Annotated in this window: 14 protein-coding genes; 8 read left to right on the top strand and 6 right to left on the bottom strand. The window is 61.7% G+C overall.

Translation table 11 applies throughout. The features are described from left to right. The 4 genes from LMF57_RS02030 to aceE form a co-directional block, all read right to left on the bottom strand. On the bottom strand, nt 1–6,174 hold the full coding sequence (locus tag LMF57_RS02030; RefSeq protein WP_229290631.1) for a DEAD/DEAH box helicase: 6,174 nt from the start codon (nt 6,172–6,174) through the stop codon (nt 1–3). 15 nt (nt 6,175–6,189) lie between these two features. After that, nucleotides 6,190–9,168 carry a hypothetical protein gene (locus LMF57_RS02025; RefSeq protein ID WP_229290630.1) on the bottom strand — a complete coding sequence of 993 codons (2,979 nt, stop codon included), beginning with the start codon at nt 9,166–9,168 and terminating at the stop codon, nt 6,190–6,192. Between the two features lie 99 nt (nt 9,169–9,267). Further along, nucleotides 9,268–10,560 carry a DNA cytosine methyltransferase gene (locus LMF57_RS02020; RefSeq protein WP_229290628.1) on the bottom strand — a complete coding sequence of 431 codons (1,293 nt, stop codon included), beginning with the start codon at nt 10,558–10,560 and terminating at the stop codon, nt 9,268–9,270. 654 nt (nt 10,561–11,214) lie between these two features. Further along, the gene (gene aceE, locus LMF57_RS02015; RefSeq protein WP_229290627.1) at nt 11,215–13,902 is read right to left on the bottom strand and encodes a pyruvate dehydrogenase (acetyl-transferring), homodimeric type; all 2,688 of its coding nucleotides are present in this window, start codon (nt 13,900–13,902) and stop codon (nt 11,215–11,217) included. Nucleotides 13,903–14,539: 637 nt separating this feature from the next. Here aceE and LMF57_RS02010 point away from each other — a divergent pair. The 3 genes from LMF57_RS02010 to LMF57_RS02000 all read left to right on the top strand — a co-directional run bounded on the left by LMF57_RS02010 (nt 14,540) and on the right by LMF57_RS02000 (nt 16,567). Then, complete coding sequence (locus tag LMF57_RS02010; RefSeq protein WP_229290626.1) at nt 14,540–15,100, top strand: PadR family transcriptional regulator; 561 nt, start codon at nt 14,540–14,542, stop codon at nt 15,098–15,100. 59 nt (nt 15,101–15,159) lie between these two features. After that, on the top strand, nt 15,160–15,957 hold the full coding sequence (locus LMF57_RS02005) for a siderophore-interacting protein (RefSeq protein WP_229290624.1): 798 nt from the start codon (nt 15,160–15,162) through the stop codon (nt 15,955–15,957). A gap of 208 nt (nt 15,958–16,165) precedes the next feature. Next, nucleotides 16,166–16,567, top strand: a complete 402-nt coding sequence (locus LMF57_RS02000; RefSeq protein ID WP_229290623.1) for a hypothetical protein — start codon at nt 16,166–16,168, stop codon at nt 16,565–16,567. A gap of 283 nt (nt 16,568–16,850) precedes the next feature. Here LMF57_RS02000 and LMF57_RS01995 read toward each other — a convergent pair whose 3' ends face one another. After that, on the bottom strand, nt 16,851–17,561 hold the full coding sequence (locus LMF57_RS01995) for a YceI family protein (protein ID WP_229290620.1): 711 nt from the start codon (nt 17,559–17,561) through the stop codon (nt 16,851–16,853). A gap of 85 nt (nt 17,562–17,646) precedes the next feature. Next, on the bottom strand, nt 17,647–18,237 hold the full coding sequence (locus LMF57_RS01990; RefSeq protein WP_117309371.1) for a malonic semialdehyde reductase: 591 nt from the start codon (nt 18,235–18,237) through the stop codon (nt 17,647–17,649). A 122-nt stretch (nt 18,238–18,359) separates the two neighbouring features. On the opposite strand from LMF57_RS01990, the gene LMF57_RS01985 reads away from it, so the two are divergent. From LMF57_RS01985 to LMF57_RS01965, 5 genes are all read left to right on the top strand, one after another. Next, complete coding sequence (locus LMF57_RS01985) at nt 18,360–19,319, top strand: mitochondrial fission ELM1 family protein (RefSeq protein WP_208081580.1); 960 nt, start codon at nt 18,360–18,362, stop codon at nt 19,317–19,319. 150 nt (nt 19,320–19,469) lie between these two features. Then, the gene (locus tag LMF57_RS01980) at nt 19,470–20,318 is read left to right on the top strand and encodes a DUF2145 domain-containing protein (RefSeq protein ID WP_208081581.1); all 849 of its coding nucleotides are present in this window, start codon (nt 19,470–19,472) and stop codon (nt 20,316–20,318) included. A gap of 136 nt (nt 20,319–20,454) precedes the next feature. Beyond that, complete coding sequence (locus LMF57_RS01975) at nt 20,455–20,970, top strand: hypothetical protein (protein ID WP_208081582.1); 516 nt, start codon at nt 20,455–20,457, stop codon at nt 20,968–20,970. A 74-nt stretch (nt 20,971–21,044) separates the two neighbouring features. Next, the gene (locus LMF57_RS01970) at nt 21,045–21,605 is read left to right on the top strand and encodes a queuosine precursor transporter (RefSeq protein WP_208081583.1); all 561 of its coding nucleotides are present in this window, start codon (nt 21,045–21,047) and stop codon (nt 21,603–21,605) included. 118 nt (nt 21,606–21,723) lie between these two features. Then, the gene (locus LMF57_RS01965; RefSeq protein WP_162887603.1) at nt 21,724–22,311 is read left to right on the top strand and encodes a hypothetical protein; all 588 of its coding nucleotides are present in this window, start codon (nt 21,724–21,726) and stop codon (nt 22,309–22,311) included. The last annotated feature ends 89 nt before the right edge of the window (nt 22,312–22,400 follow it).

Raw genomic sequence — 22,400 nt, 5'->3', positions numbered from 1 at the left:
TTAGCTCCCATCTTTCTTTCTAGCGACGACGGCAATGCCATGGACAGCAGCTTCGACCAACTTCAAATGTCCGTCATCCACGCCAATGCGCTTGATCCGGCGGTTCGAGCCGGCAACCGTCACCTGCAGGCGATAGACGCCACCATAACCTTCCTGAGTAGCCAACCAAGTACCGGTTTCACCGCTAACTGAATTGACGTCCTGCGGACCTGTTTTCTCCCACGACATGCCTCCCCATTGAAAACCATCGCCGGGTGCCAAGGCCATGATTTCTTCGAAATTCCTGCGCGCCTGCGTGGGCACCGCAGGCTTGGCCACCCTCGCCGTCGTTGAAGATGCATCAGTCAAGCCAAATGTCATATCGACCAGAAACGGGGGCCTCTCGCCCAAAAGCTGGGAGCGCACCCATGCCATGCGCCTCGACAGGTTGAAGGTGTCCACCAGGCAAACCTGCTTGCTCCCCTTCACTCCGGCCGCAGCGATGAGTTCGGCCACGCCATTCAGCCGCCCTGGGAGGCTCGCCCACAGCGGATGGATGATGCCAACGAACATGTCACCCGTAGTCCATCCTGCAATCTTGCCCTCTTCTTCAAGTCGCGCATCCGGGAACGCGCTGCAATAGCCGCGCGCCAATGCCAAAGCTTGCGTCATAAATGCAGGCTCCATGCCAGGAGCATGATTTTCGTTCTTCAAGCAACGGAGCAAATCCAGACCAAGCTCGCAATCCAACAAGCCGTGTATGTGCCGATTGCGGAAACCCTTCAGTAATCGGTCCGGTGATCGCCAACTGTCACCCGACTCATTCGCCTTCCTCTCCTCTACGACTCGGCGACCGAATTCACCAGCCTCGGTCAAGCAATCATCCAGCAACTCCATCCAGTGTTCTCTAGCCCAAGCAACGATGCCAGCACCATTGGCGTGGGCATCGGCAAGATATAGCTCGCCATCGCCTGGCTGCAAACCATGAATAGACGCGATCTCGATGTCCATGGAATCCACGTCAAGCTTCAGGGCAATAGCCCGCTGCAGAATCGTCGCAGCGGAGTACCAAGCCGCGCGATGGCGCGTCGAGGCATGAGGCATGTCCAAATTCCAATTAAAGAACTCGATGCCATCACGTGCTTTCGAGCTAATCGCCAATATGTCCGTGATCTTCGGCGATGACAAGGCCACCCTGTACCCACCAGAATTCCCAGACTCATCAAGCTTGAGGATGGATTCCACATCATCAGCTCGATTCAACCATTCGCCTCTGGATGACGGAATACCTCTAGCCAACTCAAAGGAAAAAAGTCGATTCCCGCTCGCTTTGCTCTTCCCGTTCGTGTTGATGCGCATGACCTGCTGCTGTGGTCCGAACGAAATGTATGCTCCAGCAACTTTCTCTATCTCGGGATCTGAGAGCGCAGGTGACGCTATCGTGGTTCTGCCAGATCGACCGGAGAAATCTCCTTTCCTTGGCTCATGGAATTTCAGGTCGGTGGCGTACGCCCTTGGCACCACGGCGGCATATCGCCACGCAACTCCACCACATGCGGAGTTTTGACAATCAACCTGGCCAGGATTTAGGTTTCCTTGCAGATCATCCCGGATGCGCTCAACGAACAAAACCTTGCACTTCTCGCAATGAATGTACTCATATACGCCGAGTATGGCCTGATTGACAGCCTTCCAATCCCTGCCTCGTTTCTGAATATCTCCAACAAGCGCCAGTGGCCGCAGGGTCCTTTTGTCCCAAGTGCGCTCGGAACCCGGAGCAAAATCAGCCACGGCTTGATCAGCCTGCCTATCCAAGGCCATGGCCTTTTCGCTGGCCCGGTCCAGATCAAAATACAAGGGCTTGACGGTTGTTGGCATACCAAACATGGGAAGGATGCCTGCCTCGGCCAAGCGTGCCGCCAAAGTTGTTGCCGTGAAGACCGGATCCTTGCATGCCTTACCAACCCTATCTGGCAAATCTAGTACGCGCCTTGACAGGTCTTCCGAGCTGATATTGCTCGCAGCGCTCAATACGCTCGCAATGCTCTGGATTCGCTCCATCTCCTTGCTCATCCAGACCGCGATCTCTTGCACCAAAGCAGACGGATCATCGGGAACCATGCCCATCTCGCCATGCGTATCCGGGTCTTCAGCCGTATCTACCCAAGCGGCCCTATCCTCGTCGAGGAAAAATTGCCGCAACAGTTCCTTGGCCATCAGGCGGTCAGCTAGAACCTGCTGCCCCTTAGTCATCGCTAGACCGGGCTGCGGCGGCACCCCCCCCGTCATCTCCCCTGGATGATCAAAATGCAGGCGATCGTGCGTCTGTCCACGAGAATAGGTCAGCACCACGGCAAAGGGCTGACCTGCACGACCAGCACGACCAGCACGCTGTTGGTAATTGAAACGCTCTGGAGGCATGTTCGCTTGCAGCACTGCTTGTAGAGAGCCGATATCCACGCCGACTTCCATTGTCGTAGTCACCGACAAGAAGTCGATCTCATCCACCAGCGGCATGACATCGCGCTCGCCAATGTCGCGGACCTTTTCGCGATCAAGAAAGATGCCACGGAAATGCCGCTGGCGCTGGGCCTGGTCTTGTGTTTGACCAGTCAACTCTTCCGCGTGTAGACGGAAAAGCTCACCCTCGCCACCGTAGTAGTGGCCCGACCGAACTTCGTCGCTGATTGGTCCTTTTGCCTCCGCTGCCAGGTCATGGCAACAGCGGGAGCAGATGCCGGCAGACGCGTGCCAATGGATCTGCATGCAGCGCTCGCACTGCCAACTACCATCATCACCGCCGACAACCTTAACGTACGTCGACATCAAAGTGACTACGCCCCACTGATGACCGGTACTCTTGAATGCCACACGCACCGCGTCCCGGATGGTCTCGAATCCAGTCCCAGACTTCTTGGAGACAGCTTCAAGATAGGTGCGAACCCGCTTCTTTGCCGCACCCCAAGACTTGTCATTCGGAGAGTCTTCTTTCCACTCCTCGTCAGGCTGGTTGCCCCAAGGGCTTGGGTCGATTTTGTACTGCTCAGTCAGAATACGAAGTACGGAATGACACGCCTGAGCGAAGGTCTCGGCCTTCATCCCGGAAGGTGCCTTGCTTCCAACGTCCGGCCTCAGGCCCAAATGACCAATGCCACGCGCTTCCAAGTCGTAAAGCAAGCGACCTGACAATGCACCCCAAGCCCGCTTCTTGAGCCGGCGATTCAACTCCTTCGCCTCTTCCTCCTGGGTTTGCGATCCTCCGATACGGCGTACATTGCCCGCCATATCAAAGACAGTCGTCCAATCACGCGGCTTGTTCCTGTCCCCAACGATGCGATCGTGATATGAGGCGCCTCCTGGATTTGTCCCAAGTCCCGCGAAGACTTTCCACAGAACAGGCAATATCTCATCGCGATTTGGCTGCGCGAACAAGAAATCGAGAGGCACCCAACCCGGCTTCGCACTTGCCAAGCGGTCTAACTCCGACTGGAAAGCGGGATCAATACCCCGACTCTTCTTCCGCCCAGCAATCGCAATGAAGTTGTCAAGCGTGCTTCGAACATCCTGCGGAACTTCCAGTTCCGCGAGGATTTCGTCGGCCCTTTCAGCACGGCCCTCGTCGATCAAATCCCAGATTTTCTTTTTTAGAAGATCCAAGCTCAAGGATGATTTTCGCCTCAACTCGGAGTGCAACATGCTGCGGAGCAAGTGGCCCCAGTGCTCTGTCTCTACGTCCAAGGCTAGCTTCGCTGCTGATTCGCGACTATCCGAAAATGCCACTAGCTTCCGCCTATCCCCTGCCGGAAGCTGGCCAACCAGCGAGGTCGCCAACATGTGCGAGACCTTCGACAAGCCAGTCGCGAACGCACGAATCGGAGCTGGGCGTCCGCCACGTTTCTCGGAATAGTCGATGCCGCAATTTGGACATCGCTGCGGCATGGCAGGAATGAGATCGTGATCCCCAGCCTTCATATCAAGCCAATAGCAAGGCAACCCATCTGCCTCGCCTCCATCCAGAGTGACGACGCCAGAATCCTGCTGGATTCTAGCCATCCTCCACTCCGCCTTCCGCTTGATACCGGAGCCTCTTTCGAAGCCGACTTGGTCCCAGGCCCCATCGATACCTGAGCCATCCTTGCCCATCCATACAACTCCTAGGGAGTCATACGCTTTGGCATCGGTACGCCCATCAGTAGAGCGTTCCGGCAGGTCATCAAGATCCGAGGGCAACGCCGTTAGCTCGAATCGCGTCCTGGTTTTCCTCGCCGGGCCTTTCGTTGTCTCCCGGAATTCGGTCTTGTTTCCGCAAAGCAGCTGGGTTCCGCAGCATTCGCAGTACAGGACCTCTAGTACCCGGCCCATTCCTTGGCTGCCGGCGTTCAGGCTTGGCTCCGGGGAAAGCGTGCCGACCAACCGACGCGGGTCCTCCGGGGTGGCTACTGGCCTGATCGTTGCCCACAGCCCGTCGATGTTGCGCGCCATCCAATGGAACCGGAAGCGCGGCAGGGCGCTTTTGAAAGTGTCCTTCTCCGAAACCTCGGCCAGCATCAGGAAAAGACCCTCAGCGGCCTTGGACCTGTCCCCCTCCCCCAAGCGCGGAAACCAGAATCCCGCCGCGTTGACCAACGAAGTCGCTATCAGCCTGTTGCCGTGAGAAAACGGGGCAAGCAATCGCTCTTGCCATTCCCAATCTTTAAGCAATGCACTGGCAGCAAGCGCTGGCTCCTTCCATTTCCCAGCGTCGTATGCGGATACAAGGCCAATCAATTCCCGTGCGACTTCGTCACCAAGATCAGCCGAGCTACCAGGATCAAACTTGGCCTCCCCCTTTTCGATGTGGAAAACTGCCTTAGCCTTATTGCCGCGACCAATACCGAAGAACTGCCCGAGAAAATCGTAAGCCTCCTCGCCTTCAAGTGATGCACTGGACGCAAGAATGCGCAGTTGCTTATGGCCAGGCGAAAGCCCCAGCCTACACAATAGCAACCTAACTAAATAAGCTACTTCCGTGCCCGCGGATTCACGATACAAATGGAGTTCGTCGACGACGAGTTGGAATACGTGTCGCTCGTCCGCGGCGAGCCAGGCCTTGGTTTTCTCGAAAATATCTGCATCGGCCGTATCGTTGGCATAGTCCGGATGCTTATGGCGCATCAGCATGATGGAAAGCATGCTGGTGTTTGTGACCAGGATATCCGGAGGGTTCTGCTGCATCTCCCAGCGGTGGAACATCTCCCCGGAATCGATCGAGAGGTTCGGCACAAATAGTCGAGCTTGGAGTGCCTTCTCGTATTTGGACTTGGCCTCCTTCACCTCACCCTCAGCAGGCCTGTCTTGATGACCAACGGGGAGTGCAGCCAGCTTCTCGGCCAACGAGTCATATTCGGCCTTCCTTCGGGCGACCAAGGCGTCGATTGCCTCGCTTTCCTCAATCGCCCTGTCTATGGCGCCGTTGCACTCGTCGATCTTGCTTCTATTCCTCTTTCCGCTTGTGTCGATCGGATGGCCGGAAACCGGTGTACTTCCGTTGTATCGACCAAAACGTATCCGGTTGCCTCCCAAAACCTCGTCCAATGCCGCGCGGACCGGTGAAGAGTCCAGAGCTTTTCGCAATCTGGACACTTGATCCTCTACCAATGCGTTCATTGGGTACAGCACAAGTGCTCGCACGGCAGCTGCGCGCGACTCGCGGCGCAGGCAGTTTCTTTTTACCTGATGCCGCAGACTTCTTTCCGGCCATGGACTGGCAAATGATTTACAACCAGCCCAAACGTCGACCCCCTCCCGAATGATCGTGCCCAGCACTGGCAACAGGAAGGATTCGGTCTTACCCGAGCCAGTACCGGTCACCACCACGCAGTGTTTTCCCGTCATGGATTCCATGAGCATGCGCTGCTGGTGTTTGTACAATGGAAAATCACTGTCGAAGAGCCCGGCACCGACGATACGCTTGAAAGCATCGACACCTGCTTCGTCCATGCCCGGAAGATCTCCAGTCTCAAGATCCTTCAGATTCTTTCCGGAGGCATATGCGGGGACGGGTTCCAAATAGGCGTCCTGAAACAGGACGCCACTCTTCTTAAGCAGTGTCTCGCGATCCGTCTCGAAGCTTCGAGAATTGGTCTTGAACGCGCTCTGGATATAGAGGCGAATGCCTTCCTTGATTCTCTCGTATGCCTTGACTGGATTTTCCATTGCATTGTCCTTGTCTTATTTGCCTTTCGAAGAAATTGCCTTCATGACGGGAGCCGGCACGTTGTCATAACGCAACCAGACTCCATCTCCAACGCCCTGACAAAGGCGTTCGTCAAACTGAAAAAGCACCGTGTCAGCGTGCTTTATTCCGAACTTGATGTCCTTTCCGTCTTCCCAGGCATCTAGGTGATATTCGACGGGAGGAGAGCCACTGCACAGCAGAAGCGCGCGATCAATCACGATGGGAAATCGCAACTTGGCTGGCACATACAAGTACCTCTTTTCTTGATCATGGAAGATAGGGGCGCGACCAAAGCCTCGGGCGGCATAACCCAACGCGACCCATTTCGACCATTGTTCGTCAAGTGCGAATGACGCCCCTTGCCGCGAGACAAACATACTTCTGTGCCATCCCTTGCGCCGCGCATCCTCGAACTTGTAAAGAACAGCCTCCTCTCGGCCCTCAGGAGGGGAAGGATGCCAGGACTTGACATCTATGTAGCGAATGGCAAGTGGATCGAACCGCCTGAGCCCCATGAATTGAATAGATTCACGGAGCTCCTTGGTCTCGGCCAGCATCGCGGAGCGGACGTCGCGTTCCGTGGCAGCCCAATCAGCAATGGCTAAGCCTTGCATTGGCAGCAGCCCCAGGCCGATCGGATCCAGCCGTTGCTTTAGCAAGGTCGCCGCCATCTTGCTCCTAAGCCTCAAGACCGGGAGTGTGCCCTCTTCACTCAGGCCGAAATCGTTCTTGAGAATTTCCCAAGCCAGAGATTCCTCGCAGAGCCCCCCCCATTGGCTTAGGTTTAACGTACCAAGCAGTCCCAGGACATCCCATCCATCGACCTTCAGGGGTATTAGGTAGGCTTTTGCGGGCACGGAATGTACATACTCGATTCCGCCGTCCTTGCCACGTTCAAGTTCAACATAGCCACGCCCCCAAAGATCGAGAAGCACCTTCCACGGTGCCTGATTGCTCCCCGCCCTTGCTAAAAGCCTGTTGAGCTTTGACTTGGCACGCCCGTATGAATAGCCGCCCGTGCTGGCGACTGAATCCAGGAACCGCACAGCTGGGTTGTTCCTAACTTCTTCAAAGGTCACCGGCTTCCCTACATCCAGACGCGACCTTGAACTCGCCATTACTTCGTTACCTCGCCCCCTCTCGTGCACGCGAACGAGATGTTCTGGTAGCCCACCACGCAGCCCCTCTACTCCCTTCACGATCCTTCCGAATCGATCCATGTAAATTTCGCCACTCTCCGCTGTGGATGCAGCAGCTTGACTGCGGACACCCAACGAGCAGCTGCCTATCTCCTTACCTGTTCCATCCAGTACGAAAAACTTGAATTCCCCGCCGCTCTCAAACGCAGGCGGAAGTCCGTAGCATCTGGTAACGACAGCATTCCCGCGACGTCCTGACGGCCCGGCTCTTGTTAAGGGTGTGTAGGAATCTTGCTCCAACTCAAGATCGTCACGCCCTACAACTCCAACCCGCCACTCAGGTGGCCCTCTATAGACAACATTGGGTAGGTCGTAGTGCAAGTACCCCCCCTCGCCCCTGCTCCCACCCTGCAGCACCAGCAACCTGACTCGCCTCTCACTAGGCTCCACGATCGCGCGCTGCTCTTCCGTAAGGCGCTCGCAAGCTTCCACGTAATACATCGCCCAGCGAGATGGCAAACCTTCCATCTCGTCAGGCTTGTACCGACTAGCGTCGGGGCAAGCAGAGATGAACAGTGCATGCGATTCATCGCTCGGGTCCGGAAACAAAACAACCGCCGCGCCATACTCGGGCCATCCGCTATCCCACAACTCGTAGTTCTCGTCGCCGTTCTCCGTGAGCACTCTGGGTTTCCTGGCCCGCTCGACAGAGAACGATCCGCGCAGAGTCCTCAGAGTCCACGAATCCTGCATTAGGAAGGATTTCGACTCTTCGACGGAAAGCGGCAAGGCCCATCCACCTAGCCGGTGACGCCGCATCGACACGCTCGTCGGCGTCGCCTTGTCGCCCGGCTCGCCCAATGACTGGGAGTCTTCAACCTCGGCAAGATCGATTGCCTCGTCTTCAATACCGATAATGACCCGCCACGGAAGTGACTCACCGGGACCGAGCGTGAGCCCGAATCTCACTCCACTTCTTTTCTCAGCGCGCTTGCCTGCCCGACTCCTCCTTGCTTCGTCGAGACTAATCTCGGGCCCCTTCCACTCACCATGGACATCAACCAGCCGCGCCTCGAGTACGTCCTTATAGTCAGGATCAGATGCCGCCTGGCGTAGCCCCCTCGATAAGCCCGAGCTGTCTGCGCGAACCCCTTCCAGAACATCCCCGAGTCTGGTGGCAGCTTTCCCCCGCCCAACCTCCAGCCCAAGTCGTTCGAATATTTCGTGCAACACCACGATGTCACGTGCGGCAATCATGACCTGGGACTTCGCCAGACCAACGAACTGGTGCGCTCCTAGACTACGAAAAGTGAACTTTCCGTAACGCCCGCCGGTGTCCTTTGTCCACTTCTCCAGATCTGCCCAAGCAACTTCGGTGCGGCTCATCTGGCTAGAACTCCAGTTCGGAGGAAGCGCTAGGTCTTTCCGCAAACGCGCGTAATAGCCAGCCACGTCGGCGACAGCAGCACCTCTTGCTAGTGCTGCCAGATACGGCAGGTAGGTCGGGGCGGAATTTTCAATCGCCCCACCTGGCATGAACTCGCAATTGTGTTTGCCCGGGTCCGTGTATCCCAACGCTCGAGGCGCGCTCTTTTTGCGTCGCTCCACGAGCTCCTGCAATCTCGACTCAATTGTCGGCGGTTTATGCTTCCACCTCCAATCCGGCCCTGCCTTGACTGCTTCAAGGAATCCCACATCCCCGCCCAAGCCATCACCTATTTCATCCAGCACTTCAGGCGGAGTACCAATGAAAATTTCCTTGCCTATCCGCCCCGGCCAGAAGAAGTGCTCCAAAAGCCGCAGGTTCCAAGCTTCGAATGCATTCATATCCATGATTTAGCAATCCCCCTCCCCCCAGATTGCGGAGCATCGCCCCGCATCCCTGAGCGAAACAACCAAACAAGCGGATCCATATCCACACTACTTGGCTACCTACGATCTATTTCCACGGAGAATCTTGGCTAGGTGTTCGCCGATTGCCCGTCCCATTGGCACGGGAACGGCGTTCCCAATCTGCGTGTACTTCGGCAGTTCCCGAAAGTGGATTCCTTCAAGCGGGTTACCTGCGCGACGAAGCCCACCCGTAGTTCGCTTGCCCTTGAATTGGTACCAGTCAGGAAACCCTTGCAGGCGAGCCCATTCACGGACAGTCAATGTGCGGGGTTGCTCATAATGCACGTAATCATCCGGTAACGAAGTTGCCGTGATCGACGGACCAGTCGCCCCCCACTCTCGCGGAAGCACACGTTGTGAAAACTTCCTTGTCGCCTCGAAATCCATGCCATCGATCATGGCTTTGAACTTCTTGACCACCTTGGGGTGGTGTTTGCTGTATTCGTGCTCGGTTACCGGCGACCCTTTTCCGGCCACGCTCTTACCATCGGCAGACGTCCTGAACTTTCGCTGCGTTTCGCACATGACTCTTGAGGGATATTCGGTCGTCTTCCCACCACTTTCTTGATGATCTGGATCGGCGAGGTCCCCCAACAAATCAACGATTGACGGCCACGATCCAGGTCGCCCGGCCGGCAGGAAGCCACTTGATATGCCAGTCCCATCGATCAAGTCGATTTCGTCCTTTCGAGTAACGGACCCGGCTATGTCCTCACGAATCCCAACGAGCATAATCCTAGGCCTATTTTGCGCGACGCCATAGTTCTTGGCGTAAACCAACTCCGCAGCGAGCTTATATCCACCTATATTGACGAAGGCCCTCTTTACATCCCTCCATATCTCTCCATTTTCACCATCAAAAGTCCAACGCCCAGTCAACAGGCCACGGACGTTTTCAAAAACGAAGGCTCGCGGCCGAAGGCGGCTGATGATACGTGCCATATCTTTGAACAGGTGATTCGACGGCAAGTCTTCCTTGGCTACAGAATACGAGCGCCGATGCCCAATGCCTGAGAAGCCCTGACACGGCGGCCCTCCGACTACGAGGTCAATCTCACCGTGGGAAATCCCGAATTCGGACTTGAAACTACTTTCGAGTCTTTCAAGGTAGTCTCCCTTCGTCATCTTCCTCGCATCGGTCGAACAAAATGGGTTTATCCATTTTTCTTCATCCAGCCCGCGAGCGAAGTGTGGATGCCGATCTTTTCTGTTGAAGACATACGTACCGCGCGCGTCGATGTTTATTTCATTGACGAATATCGGGGTAAAGCCCGCCTGTTCCAACCCAAGGCCAAAGCCGCCGCAACCCGCAAACAAATCCACGACGCTCATGAAGTTCTTACGCAAGAAAATCCCCCAGAGTATCAATTCCTAGCCACGAATCGTGCAAGCCAGAATTCGCGAAACCAGGCTGGCTAAGGCCACATTCCACGCCCTACTGTTAGCCAACCGGCATTCCCATATACGGATGACCCACCAACCCCACCGCCTCAACGAGCGATGATTCTTCTTATCGCAAGCCCTATTGACGACCGGCTTGGTTTGCCAGAAGCCCGAATTCGTGCCAGATATCCGCCCCTTCTGGCACGAGGGGCCATACCAGAAGCACCCCTCCACGAAAACTACCGAACCGTATTTTCGGCAGAGCCAGATCTGGTCTGCCAGGCAGGTCGCGGACATGCAAGCGAAATCTAGATCCCTTCCCATGTAGAAAACGCCGGACCAGCATCTCCGGTTTCGCATCTCGGCTGCGGATGCGCGACATTCTTTCGCTCCGTTGTGCTGGCGTCATGATGTCAGCCATTGCCGTGTTCTTTTCAGGATACCCCTTAGACTCAACTTCCGAGTGCAACACCCGCTGTCACATAGGGAGCTCGCATGAGAAAACAGTACAGTCATTTGAGTTCCGAGGGTAACCCCCCTCAGGCTATAACGGCCTGCGATAAAGTGAGGGCGGCCATTTGGCCGCCCTCATGCAAATCCTAATCAAACCCCAACAGGATTAGCCTTCTCCGGATCAATCTTGTACTGCTTGATCGCTCTTGCCACATCCTTCGCCGTCATCTTCCCGTCCTTCGCCAGCGCCGCAATCGCGGCATGCGCGATGTAGTACCGGTCAACCTCAAAGAACCGACGCAGGTTCGCACGCGTATCCGAACGGCCGAAACCATCGGTACCCAGCACGGTGTACGACATCGGCACGAACGCGCGGATCTGGTCCGCATACGCACGCACGTAGTCGGTAGCGGCAATCGCCGGGCCCTGGCGGCCTTCCAGCAGCTCGGTCACGTAGGCCTTGCGCTGCTCACCTTCCGGATGCAGGCGGTTGGCACGTTCCACGTCGAAACCATCGCGACGCAGTTCGTTGAAGCTCGGGCAGCTCCAGATGTCGGCAGTCACGCCGAAGTCCTTGTCCAGCAGTTCAGCCGCGGCAATGGCTTCGCGCAGGATGGTGCCCGAACCCAGCAGCTGCACGCGCAGCTCGCCCTTCTTCGGCTTGCCGGCGTCGGTCAGCAGGTACATGCCCTTGACGATGCCTTCGGCCGCGCCTTCCGGCATTTCCGGGTGGGTGTAGTTCTCGTTCATCAGGGTGACGTAGTAGTACTCGTCCACCTGGTCTTCCATCATGCGCTTGGTGCCGTGCTGCAGGATCACCGTCACTTCGAAGCCGAAGGTCGGGTCGTAGCTGCGCACGTTCGGAATGCCACCGGCCACCAGATGGCTGAAGCCATCTTCGTGCTGCAGGCCTTCACCGTTCAGCGTGGTGCGGCCGGCGGTGCCACCCAGCAGGAAGCCGCGGGTACGCATGTCCGCTGCCTGCCAGGCGATGTCGCCCACGCGCTGGAAGCCGAACATCGAGTAGTAGATGTAGAACGGCAGCATCGGCACGTTGCTGACCGAGTAGCTGGTACCGGCGGCCATCCACGAGCTGATCGCACCCGGCTCGCTGATGCCCTGCTGCAGCACCTGGCCGCTCTGGTCTTCGCGGTAGAACATCAGCTGGTCGGCGTCGACCGGCTTGTACTTCTGGCCGAACGGCGCGTAGATGCCGATCTGGCGGAACAGGCCTTCCATGCCGAAGGTACGGGCTTCGTCGGCCACGATCGGCACGATGTGCGGGCCCAGTTCCTTGTCGCGCAGGGTGATGTTCAGGCTCTGCACGAAGGCCATGGTGGTGGAGTAGCTGCGCTCGCCGCTGCTCTTGAGCAGGCGCTCGTAGGCCTCCAGCTTCGGCGCCACGAAGGTCTTGTCGGCCTTGCGGCGGCGCTGCGGCAGGTAACCGCCCAGTGCGGCACGGCGTTCCTGCAGGTACTGCACTTCCGGCGAATCCGGGCCCGGGTGGTAGAACGGCACCTGGCCGTCGGCCAGCTGCGCGTCGGTCACCGGAATGTTGAAGCGGTCGCGGAAGTGGCGCACCGCTTCGTCGTCCAGCTTCTTGGTCTGGTGGGTCGGGTTCAGTGCCTCACCGGCGCTGCCCATGCCGTAACCCTTCACGGTCTTGGCCAGGATGACGGTCGGCATGCCCTTGGTGTTCACGGCCTGGTGGTAGGCGGCGTACACCTTGTGCGGGTCGTGGCCGCCACGGTTCAGGCGCCAGATGTCGTCGTCGGAAAGACCGGCCACCATCGCCGCGGTTTCCGGGTACTTGCCGAAGAAATGCTCGCGGGTGTACGCGCCGCCGAAGGCCTTGCAGTTCTGGTATTCGCCGTCGACGGTTTCCATCATCAGCTTCTTCAGGACGCCGTTGGTGTCCTTGGCCAGCAGGGCATCCCAGTAGCCGCCCCACAGCAGCTTGATGACATTCCAGCCGCCGCCACGGAACACGCCTTCCAGTTCCTGGATGATCTTGCCGTTGCCGCGCACCGGGCCGTCCAGGCGCTGCAGGTTGCAGTTCACCACGAAGATCAGGTTGTCCAGGCCTTCACGGCCGGCCAGCGCGATGGCACCCAGGGTTTCCGGTTCGTCGCTCTCGCCGTCGCCGATGAAGCACCACACCTTGCGGTCGGACTTCTCGATCAGGCCACGGTTTTCCAGGTAGCGCATGAACTGCGCCTGGTAGATCGCGGCCAGCGGGCCCAGGCCCATCGACACGGTCGGCGTCTGCCAGTACTCCGGCATCAGCCACGGGTGCGGGTACGACGACAGGCCGCCGCCGTCCACTTCCATGCGGAACTTGTCCAGCTGCTCTTCGCTGATGCGGCCTTCCAGGAAGGAACGCGCGTAGATGCCCGGGGCGCTGTGGCCCTGGATGAACAGCAGGTCGCCCGGATGGTTTTCGCTGGGGGCGCGCCAGAAGTGGTTGAAGCCCACGTCGTACAGCGTTGCACCGGAGGCGAACGAGGCGATGTGGCCGCCCAGGTCACCCGGCTTGCGGTTGGCGCGCACCACCGTGGCCATCGCATTCCAGCGGATGATCGAACGGATGCGCCATTCCAGTTCGGCGTTGCCCGGGCTCTTGGCCTCCAGCTGCGGCTCGATGGTGTTGACGTATTCGGTAGTGGGAGAGAACGGCAGATAGGCACCCGAACGACGGGTCAGTTCCACCATGCCTTCCAGCAGCTGATGCGCGCGCTCGGGGCCCTCGACATCAATAACGGCCTTCAACGACTCGATCCACTCCTGGGTTTCCACAGGATTCGGGTCGTTGTTCAGCACCTCGTTCAACCAGTTCATTAGCGCTCCCATTACCGCACGCACGCGCGCGACTGTTGATAGATTTCTAGACCGCAAAGTGTAGCGCACCAAGGGCTTTCGTCACTTGGCTACGCTGCCGTATGGATGCAGACCACCCATGTCTGCAAGGCCTGTCCCGGGACGTCCACCGGCGGGACAATGCGCTGCGGCAGGCCGCTGTGGCTGCCTGCAAGGGCTGCGCCAGCTGTCGCTTGCGGCCTGCTGCGCCCATGCGCAGGACGCAGTGTTACCGCAGTGGATGACCGTTGTGGGGCAAGGCGGGTGCCGTGTCGGCGTTGTCTGACGGGGCGCCGCTGAACCCGCGACAACGTGTCGCGCGCGCCTCTCGACGCGGACCGAGCCGCTGCGCACGGTTGGGGGCGAGCAGGCCCCTTCCCGCGGTTCGCCGCTCGTCTGCTGCGCCCCTGCTGGGGCGGAAACCCGCAGCGCCGTTGCGCGGCCCGATACGGATGTCAGGCCGCGCAACGGTGGCCTGCGCCGCGCGCAACTTTCCCCCTGCATCCCTTGCGGCACTTGGCTGCGTGGCCCGATCCGGCAAGCGTTGTGGCCGGAATCCAGCTTGCCGGGCCCAGCGTATCGATATATCGTTTGCAGTACACGTTACCGATATATCGAAATGGGCCGATCCCCCTCCCCTCGCAGCCGCACCGACGATGCCGCGGTACCCCGCCGCAACGGCCAGCCGCGCGTGCTCAGCCGCGGCGACCTGCGCCTGCTGGTGCTGGCGCTGATCGGCGAGCAGCCGCGCCACGGCTACGAGTTGATGCAGCACATCAGCGCTCTGTTCATGCAGGCCTACACCCCCAGCGCCGGCACCATGTACCCGCTGCTGGCCAGCTTCGAGCAGGCCGGCTGGGTGGTGTCGGAAGAGGTGGACGGCCGCCGCGTGTTCCGCATCACCACCGCCGGCGAGTTCGAGCTGAAGGTGCAGCGCCCCCAGGTGCGATTGGCGCAGCGACGCGCGTTCGACCGCGCCCGCGAGATCACCAAGGCCTCGCTGCCGGCGCCGCTGGCCGCTGCGCTGCGCGAGTTCAAGCGGGCGCTGGTGCACCACCACGGGCGCTGGGCCGACGGCGAAGCCGAGCAGGTGGCGGCGCTGCTGTCGCGTGCCTCGGCGCTGATCAACGGCCAGGGCGACAACGCGCCTGCTCCCTTTTCAACGACCCAGCCAGACTGATTCCAGCCAGGTCTCCCCCCTGCCGCGCGCCCCCGCGCGACCTTCCAACAGGTACCCCCATGACCGAACATCACAACTCGCGCCTGCGCCTGGATGTGCGCTTCCGTGAACTGACGGTGCTGCGCACCGAGACTGTTACCCCGCACATGCGCCGCATCGTGCTGGGCGGCGACGACCTGGCCGGCTTCGATTCGCCCGGCGCCGACGACCACATCAAGCTGTTCTTCCCCAACGCCAGCGGCGAGATGGTGCTGCCGGTGCTGACCGCCGAGGGCCGCAGCTACCCCGAGGGCAAGCAGCCTTCGCCGGCACGCGACTACACCCCGCGCTGGTGGGACCACGAAACCGGTGAGCTGGCCATCGACTTCGTGCTGCACGACCAGGGCGTTGCCGGGCCGTGGGCCGAGCGCGCACAGGCCGGCGACATGCTGGTGATCGGCGGCCCACGCGGCTCGTTCGTGGTGGCCGACAGCTATGACGCCTACGTGCTGATTGGCGATGAGACCGCGCTGCCCGCCATCGCCCGCTGGCTGGACGTGCTGCCCGAAGGTGCGGAGGTGCAGGCGTACATCGAGGTGGCCGACGAGGACGAGCGCCAGGACCTGCCGCAGTACGAGAACGTGCGCATCCACTGGCTGGAACGCAACGGCTTCCCGGCGGCGAGCAGCACGCTGCTGGAAGACATGCTGACCGACTTCGAGGTGCCCGAGGGCGATACGTTCTACTGGATCGCCACCGAATCGCGCCGCGCGCGGATGATGCGCAAGTTCATCGAAGGCCACCTGGGCGTGCCGCGCGACTGGATCCGCTCGACCGGTTACTGGAAGGCGCACCCGGACGAACAGGACGGCGATTGACCGGCTGAAGGGTAGTGCCGGCCGCTGGCCGGCAACTGCAATGCTCCCTTCCGCAGGTCGACAGGGCTGCCGGCCAGCGGCCGGCACTACCACGCCGGGCCCGGCCCCACGCGCCCAGCCGATGCGTGCGCGCCCCCTATCTCCGGCGCCACCAGCGCGATGATCGCGTGCGACAATCGCCCTCCTTTCCTGCAGCAACGAGGCCCACATGGCCAAACTGACCCTGGCCAGCGTGGACACGCTGCGTACCCGCTTCACTGATGACGCCGCCTGCGATGCAGCGCTGTCCGCCTTTGCCGACCCGGCTGCGGCGCGCGCACCGCTACGTGAGCTGGTCGAAGCACAGCACCGCTACCTGCAGGCCGAACATGAAGTGGCACAGGTGGCCGATATCCTGCGCCGCGACCAGAAGTACGCGCCGGTCGGTCGCCCGTCGGTGCATATCGTGCAGCTGCGCAAGCAGCAGGCAACGACCAAGCAGGCCGCGCTGATCGCCCGCCAGGTGGTAGCGCAGGCGGCGCAGACGTTCGTGCGCGTGAGCGGGTTGGTGGTGAAGGCCAAGCAGAGCCCGAGCGAAGCGTCGGCGGCGTGGCTGGGCGCGTTGCGCTGAGCGCCCGTACCCGGTAGTGGCCAACCTTGGTTGGCATGCGGAGTGCTCGTGCGCCAACCGAGGTTGGCACCTACCGGGTAGTGCCGGCCGCTGGCCGGCAACCTCGGTGTAGTTGTATGCATGCAGTTGCCGGCCAGCGGCCGGCACTACCAGACGAACGGGCCACCGGGTGATTGGGCAATCGGCCAATCAGACAATCGAGCGACCGGCGAGGACGCCGCCAAAAAGAAGGCCCGCTTTCCAGCGGGCCTTCTGCCTTCTCACGACGAGTGAGCGGGAGGGATCAAGCCGCCGGCTTCTCGCCGGTGGCTTCGGTGGTGATGCGGATCTTCACTTCATCGCTGACGTTCGGGGCGTAGGCGCCGACGCCGAAATCGCTGCGCTTGATCGTGGTGGTGGCATCGAAGCCGGCGGCCGGAACCTTGGCCATCGGGTGCTCGCCGCCGCCGTTGACGGTGACGTCCAGGGTGACCGGCTTGGTGATGTCCTTGATGGTCAGATCGCCAGTGACGGTCAGCTTGTTGGTGCCGGCCGATTCAACCTTGGTGCTCTTGAAGCTGGCAGCCGGGAACTTGGCAGCGTCGAAGAAATCGGCGCTCTTCAGGTGCTCGTCGAACTTGGCGGTGAAGCTGTTCAGGCCGCTCAGCGGCAGCTTCACTTCCACGGTGGACTTGGTGACGTCGGCGGCGTCGTACACCAGGGTGCCTTCGGCGTTGCCGAAGTGCGCGCTCGGGTTGGAGAAGCCGAAGTGGCTCCACTGCGCCAGCACGTCGGTGTGGGTCGGGTCGAGCTTGTAGGTGCCCGAGGCGATGGTGATGGCGGCAGCGGCCGGGGCGGCAGCAGCGGCATCGGCGGCCGGGGTGGTGGCAGCCTGCTCGGTGGCGGCCGGGGCAGCAGCATCGGCGGCCGGGGCAGCGGTGTCGGCCGGCTTGGAGCAGGCGGCAATGGCCAGGGTCAGGGCCAGCGGCAGCAGCAGTTTACGGGTGGCGCTCATCTCAGGAACTCTCCGGATCGTAGGGTGGGAACACAGTGCAGCAATGGACCGCCACGGCGGGCGGGCCCGAAACCGATACAGCGACTTACGCGATGCGCGCCGCTTCGTCGAAGGACAGACGCGGCAGACGGGGGAACAGGCCCGAATCGTCACCGTACCCCAGGTTGACCAGGAAATTCGACTTGATGCTGGTGCCGGCGAAGAAGGCTTCGTCGACCTTGGCGTTGTCGAAGCCGGACATCGGGCCGGCATCCAGGCCCAGCGCGCGTGCGGCCAGGATCAGGTAGGCGCCCTGCAGGCTGCCGTTGCGGAACGCGCCTTCATGGCGGCCTTCGCGCGGGCCGTCGAACCAGGCCTTGGCATCGGTGTGCGGGAACAGGTAGGGCAGCTTCTCGTGGAAGTCCTGGTCGAAGGCCACGATGACGGTGACCGGGGCAGCCAGGGTCTTGTTGTGGTTGCCTTCGGACAGGGCCGGGGCCAGCTTGGCCTTGGCTTCGGCCGACTTCACGAACACGAAGCGCGCCGGGCTGCCGTTGGCGGCGGTCGGGCCCCACTTCAGCAGGTCGTACAGGGCGTGCAGCTGGGCGTCTTCGACCGGCGTGTCGAGGAAGGCATTCTGGGTACGGGCGGTACGGAACAACTGGTCCAGTGCTGCAGCGTCGAGCGCGTGGGACATCGGTGGATCTCCAGGGCGGCTAAGGTCAGTGCCCGCGGGCGGCGCGGGGCGAAACAGTGAGCCGCAGTGTAGAGTGTCGCGACTGTTGCAACACCCAGCAGGGCTGAAACGAATTAATGCCAATGGTGAAACGATCGAGCGCGCCGTGGACGATCACCGACGGCCGTGCCGGCAATGTCCGGCAGGCGGTCGCGCTGGCCTCGGCGCTGCGCCAGGGCACCCACCGCCCCCTGATCCTGCAGCCCCGGGCGCCATGGCGCTGGCTGGCACCGCGGCGCTTGCCCGGTGATGTGCACGGTTACGGCCAAGCCCTGGCAACCCTCGCCGCCGATGCGCCCGCGCTGGCGATCGGCTGTGGCCGCCAGGCCGCCGGCGCGCTGCGCGTATTGCGTGCGCGCGGCAGCCAGGTGGTGCAGATCCTCGACCCGCGCATCGGCTCGCGTCACTGGGACGTGGTGGTGGTGCCCGAACATGACGCGCTGCGCGGCAGCAACGTGCTGACGCTGATCGGCAGCCTGAACCCGGTGGACGATGACTGGCTGGCCTGGGGCCGCGCCGCGTTTGCCAGCTTCAGCACCCTGCCCGGCCCGCGCACTGCCCTGCTGGTGGGCGGCCCCACGCCGCTGGCGCCGTGGGACGAAACCGCGATGGTGCATGTATTCCAGGCGCTGGCCGAGCAGATCCGCAGCGAGGGCGGCAGCCTGCTGGCGACGACCTCGCGGCGCACGCCGCCGGCACTGGCCGAGATCCTGCGCGCGAAGTTCGCCGATCTGCCGCATGTGATCTGGGGCGATGGCGGCGATGGCGTGAACCCGTATGCCGGCCTGCTCGGCTGGGCCAACCGGGTGGTGGTGTCGCCCGATTCGGTGAACCTGCTGTCCGAGGCCAGCGCCACCCGCATGCCGGTGATGGTGGCACTGGCCGATACCGCACAGGGACGGTTGGCGCGCTTCCAGCAGCAGCTGCGCGAGCGCGGGCGCCTGCAGCCGCGTTGGCTGGACTGGCAGTACGACCGCATTGAACCGCTGCGCGAAACCACGCGGATTGCCGCCGAGGTCAAAGCACGCCTGGCATCACGGTAGTGCCGGCCGCTGGCCGGCAACTCATGATCTTCGGCGACGTACATGCGGATGCCGGCCAGCGGCCGGCACTACCTCCCCGCCGTGGGGCGCTGATTCCAGCGATGCGGGTATGATCGGCGCGCGGGCCTGCCCGCGTCTGGAGCGATATACATGGAACGTCTGCATCGCCTGCGCTGCGCCCTGCTGCTGTCGATGGGCCTGCTGGCCACGGCGCCGGCATGGGCCGACAGCGGCACCTGTCGCGAGCGCTACCCCAGCGTGGCCGCGCAGGCGGCGATGTTCGATGTGGCGTGGACCACGGCCGAGCGCCTGGATGCGCTGCCCGACGTGGATGTGGTGATCGCCGCGCGTGGCGGCCAGGACCTGAGCCGCTACGGCCTGCGCCACAGCCACCTGGCCTTCCTGCTGCGCGAGGACGACGGCCGCTGGCGCGCGGTGCACCTGCTCAACCGCTGCAAGACCGACAGCTCGCAGCTGTACCGGGAGGGCCTGGGCAATTTCATCGGTGAAAGCGGCACCCATACCGACCTGCGCATCGGCGTGCCGCCGCCGGCATTGCAGTTGGTACTGAAGCGGATGCTGGCAGCGCCGGCGATCCAGCCCAAGGCGCTGCACGAATCGAACTACAACGTCGTGGCCTATCCGTTCGCCACCGACTTCCAGAATTCCAACCAGTGGCTCCTGGAAGTGCTGGCCGCAGCGATGGCGCAGGCCGAAGGTGGCCCGGTCATCGTCAAGCGCGAACAGGCACAGCAATGGCTGCGCGCGCAGAAGTACCAGCCCAGCGTGCTGCATATCGGCCTGGGCAAGCGCGTGGGTGCGCGCTTGTTCGTGGCCAACGCCACCACCACCGACCATCCGGCCAGCGAACGCATCTCCGGCAACTACTCGGTGGTGACGGTGGAATCGGTATTCGACTTCCTGCACCAGCGCAGCCAGCTGCAGCAGGAACTGACCATTGCGCATGCAACGCCCGACAGCGCCGCCGCTGCACCCTGACCCTGCAAGGCGAAGGTCCCCCGTACCCTGCACCTTTCCGCGCTCGCTGGTGGCTACCTGCCCGCAGCCACCGGCCCGCGCGATCTTTTCGACACGCAGCGCTGAGCGCTGCCTCCATCCCGACCAGGAGGTCACCATGCTTCGTTCCCTGCGCGCCCCCGCTGCCGCCCTGCTGCTCTCGGCCCTGACGGTGCCGACCGTGCACGCTGGTGCGCCCCCTCAGCTCAACAGCGGCCAGGCCAGTGTGCTGGTCACGTCGCTGATCGTGGTGTCGGTTCCGCTGGCCACCTCGATGGGCCTGGCCGCGCTGTCCAAGGCGCCGTTCAAGGCCAGCGAGCGCAATGGCAAGGTCGCCGAGCGCACCCCGGCGGTACCGCTGCCGCCGATGGAAGTGAAGCAGGTCGTGACCACCGCCGCTGGCGAGCGTCAAGTGCAGCTGCAGGTGCCGGACAAGGCCGACCAGACCGCCACCCTGCAGTGGCCGGCGATCGAGGGCGAAGACCCGGTGGCCGGCTTCGTGGTGGGCCAGCAGGTACGCTTCGACCCGACCGATGCCGGTGCCGGCTGGACAGTGAAGAACAGTGACGGCAAGTCCCTGGCCTATGTGCCGACCGCCTATGCCGCCGGCGATGCGCTGAGCGAGCAGCTGTAAAACTGAACGTCCGTTTTTGGCTTTGCGGCGGGCCGGGCGGATAATGGGCGATCCCCTTTGTCCCCTGGCTCGCCATGTCCGTGCGTCCTGCGCCTGTGTTTGACCCGTTGACCGCCCGCGCCCTGGTGCTGGCGGTGCTGGCCATGGGCGCGGTGGTGCTGCTGTCCAACGTGCTGGTGCAGTACCCGATCAATGACTGGCTGACCTGGGGTGCTTTCAGCTACCCGGTGGCCTTTCTGGTCAGCAACCTGATCAACCGCCGCTTCGGCCCGGGCCCGGCCCGCCGCGTGGCGTGGATCGGGTTTGCGGTGGCGGTGCTGCTGTCGGTGTGGGTGGCCACACCGCGCATTGCGATCGCCTCGTGCTCGGCCTTCATCGTGGCGCAGCTGCTGGACATCACCGTATTCGATCGCCTGCGCCGCGGCAGCTGGTGGCGCGCACCGATGGTGGCCACCACCTGCAGCGCCACGGTGGACACCACGATCTTCTGGTCGATCGCCTTCGCCGGTTCCACCCTGCCGTGGGTGAGCTGGGCGGCGGGCGACCTGGCGGTGAAGCTGGCGATCGGCGTGTGCCTGCTGGCCCCGTTCCGCGCGCTGCTGTGGAAGATGGCGCCGCTGCGAACAGCGGGCTGACCACCATTGATCCGGTAGCTGCCAACCTTGGTTGGCACGCTGGACACTCCCGCATCACCTGCGTCACGCTACGCCGATGGAAACGGACGCCACGTACAGGATCGCCGTGGAACGGCAGGTGCGTGAATACCTGGCCGCCGCCGCCGCAGGACACGATGGACTGCGCGCTCGCGGGCTGGGCTGGGTATTGCGCGAAGGCCGCACGGAAATCGCCAGCCTGTCGCTGTGTCCGCTGCGCAATGCGGGCGGTTGGTCAGCCATGATGGAGGTGGCCTGCCCGCAGGCGCTGGCCTTCTGCCAACAGTGGGCTGATGGCACGCCTTCTGCGCTGTTCAACCCGCAGACAGTGATGGCCACCACCTCATCTGCCGGCGGCCTGCCGGGCTTCGCAGGCCAGAGCGGCGTCATCGTACGCGCCGGCACACACGATGCCGATGCCCTGGCCCAGCACTTGGTCGAGCGACTTTCGGCCAGCGGCCTGGCACACATGCTGGCATGGCGCAGCGTATCGGCGTCGCTGATCGACGATGTGGTGGCCCGCGCCGAGTTTCATGCGTGGCCGCTGCAGACGGTGCTGTATATCGCGCACCACAACGGCATGCGCGCCGAAGACCCGCGCTTGCGCGACGCCCTGCAGCGCCGCGCGATCATGCGCCGTGGCCAACGCGACCGCGTGTTGGTGGAACAGGTGCTGGCCTCCGGGTAGCTTCGGTATGTCGCTGCCAACCTTGGTTGGCACAATCCTTCAACGTTGATGGCGCCGGCAACAGCGTGCCAACCAAGGTTGGCACCTAC

The organism is Stenotrophomonas sp. SI-NJAU-1, from assembly GCF_020883215.1.
GTDB classification, from domain to species: domain Bacteria; phylum Pseudomonadota; class Gammaproteobacteria; order Xanthomonadales; family Xanthomonadaceae; genus Stenotrophomonas; species Stenotrophomonas indicatrix.
The sequence above is the reverse complement of the archived record's forward strand: the minus strand, read 5'-3'. Positions and strand labels throughout refer to the sequence as shown.

What these genes read in the sequence shown, in the direction of transcription:
- LMF57_RS02030 (WP_229290631.1), bottom strand. Translation starts at nt 6,174, where the DNA reads ATGGAAAATCCAGTCAAGGCATACGAGAGAATCAAGGAAGGCATTCGC.
- LMF57_RS02025 (WP_229290630.1), bottom strand. Translation starts at nt 9,168, where the DNA reads ATGGATATGAATGCATTCGAAGCTTGGAACCTGCGGCTTTTGGAGCAC.
- LMF57_RS02020 (WP_229290628.1), bottom strand. Translation starts at nt 10,560, where the DNA reads ATGAGCGTCGTGGATTTGTTTGCGGGTTGCGGCGGCTTTGGCCTTGGG.
- aceE (WP_229290627.1), bottom strand. Translation starts at nt 13,902, where the DNA reads ATGAACTGGTTGAACGAGGTGCTGAACAACGACCCGAATCCTGTGGAA.
- LMF57_RS02010 (WP_229290626.1), top strand. Translation starts at nt 14,540, where the DNA reads ATGGGCCGATCCCCCTCCCCTCGCAGCCGCACCGACGATGCCGCGGTA.
- LMF57_RS02005 (WP_229290624.1), top strand. Translation starts at nt 15,160, where the DNA reads ATGACCGAACATCACAACTCGCGCCTGCGCCTGGATGTGCGCTTCCGT.
- LMF57_RS02000 (WP_229290623.1), top strand. Translation starts at nt 16,166, where the DNA reads ATGGCCAAACTGACCCTGGCCAGCGTGGACACGCTGCGTACCCGCTTC.
- LMF57_RS01995 (WP_229290620.1), bottom strand. Translation starts at nt 17,561, where the DNA reads ATGAGCGCCACCCGTAAACTGCTGCTGCCGCTGGCCCTGACCCTGGCC.
- LMF57_RS01990 (WP_117309371.1), bottom strand. Translation starts at nt 18,237, where the DNA reads ATGTCCCACGCGCTCGACGCTGCAGCACTGGACCAGTTGTTCCGTACC.
- LMF57_RS01985 (WP_208081580.1), top strand. Translation starts at nt 18,360, where the DNA reads ATGGTGAAACGATCGAGCGCGCCGTGGACGATCACCGACGGCCGTGCC.
- LMF57_RS01980 (WP_208081581.1), top strand. Translation starts at nt 19,470, where the DNA reads ATGGAACGTCTGCATCGCCTGCGCTGCGCCCTGCTGCTGTCGATGGGC.
- LMF57_RS01975 (WP_208081582.1), top strand. Translation starts at nt 20,455, where the DNA reads ATGCTTCGTTCCCTGCGCGCCCCCGCTGCCGCCCTGCTGCTCTCGGCC.
- LMF57_RS01970 (WP_208081583.1), top strand. Translation starts at nt 21,045, where the DNA reads ATGTCCGTGCGTCCTGCGCCTGTGTTTGACCCGTTGACCGCCCGCGCC.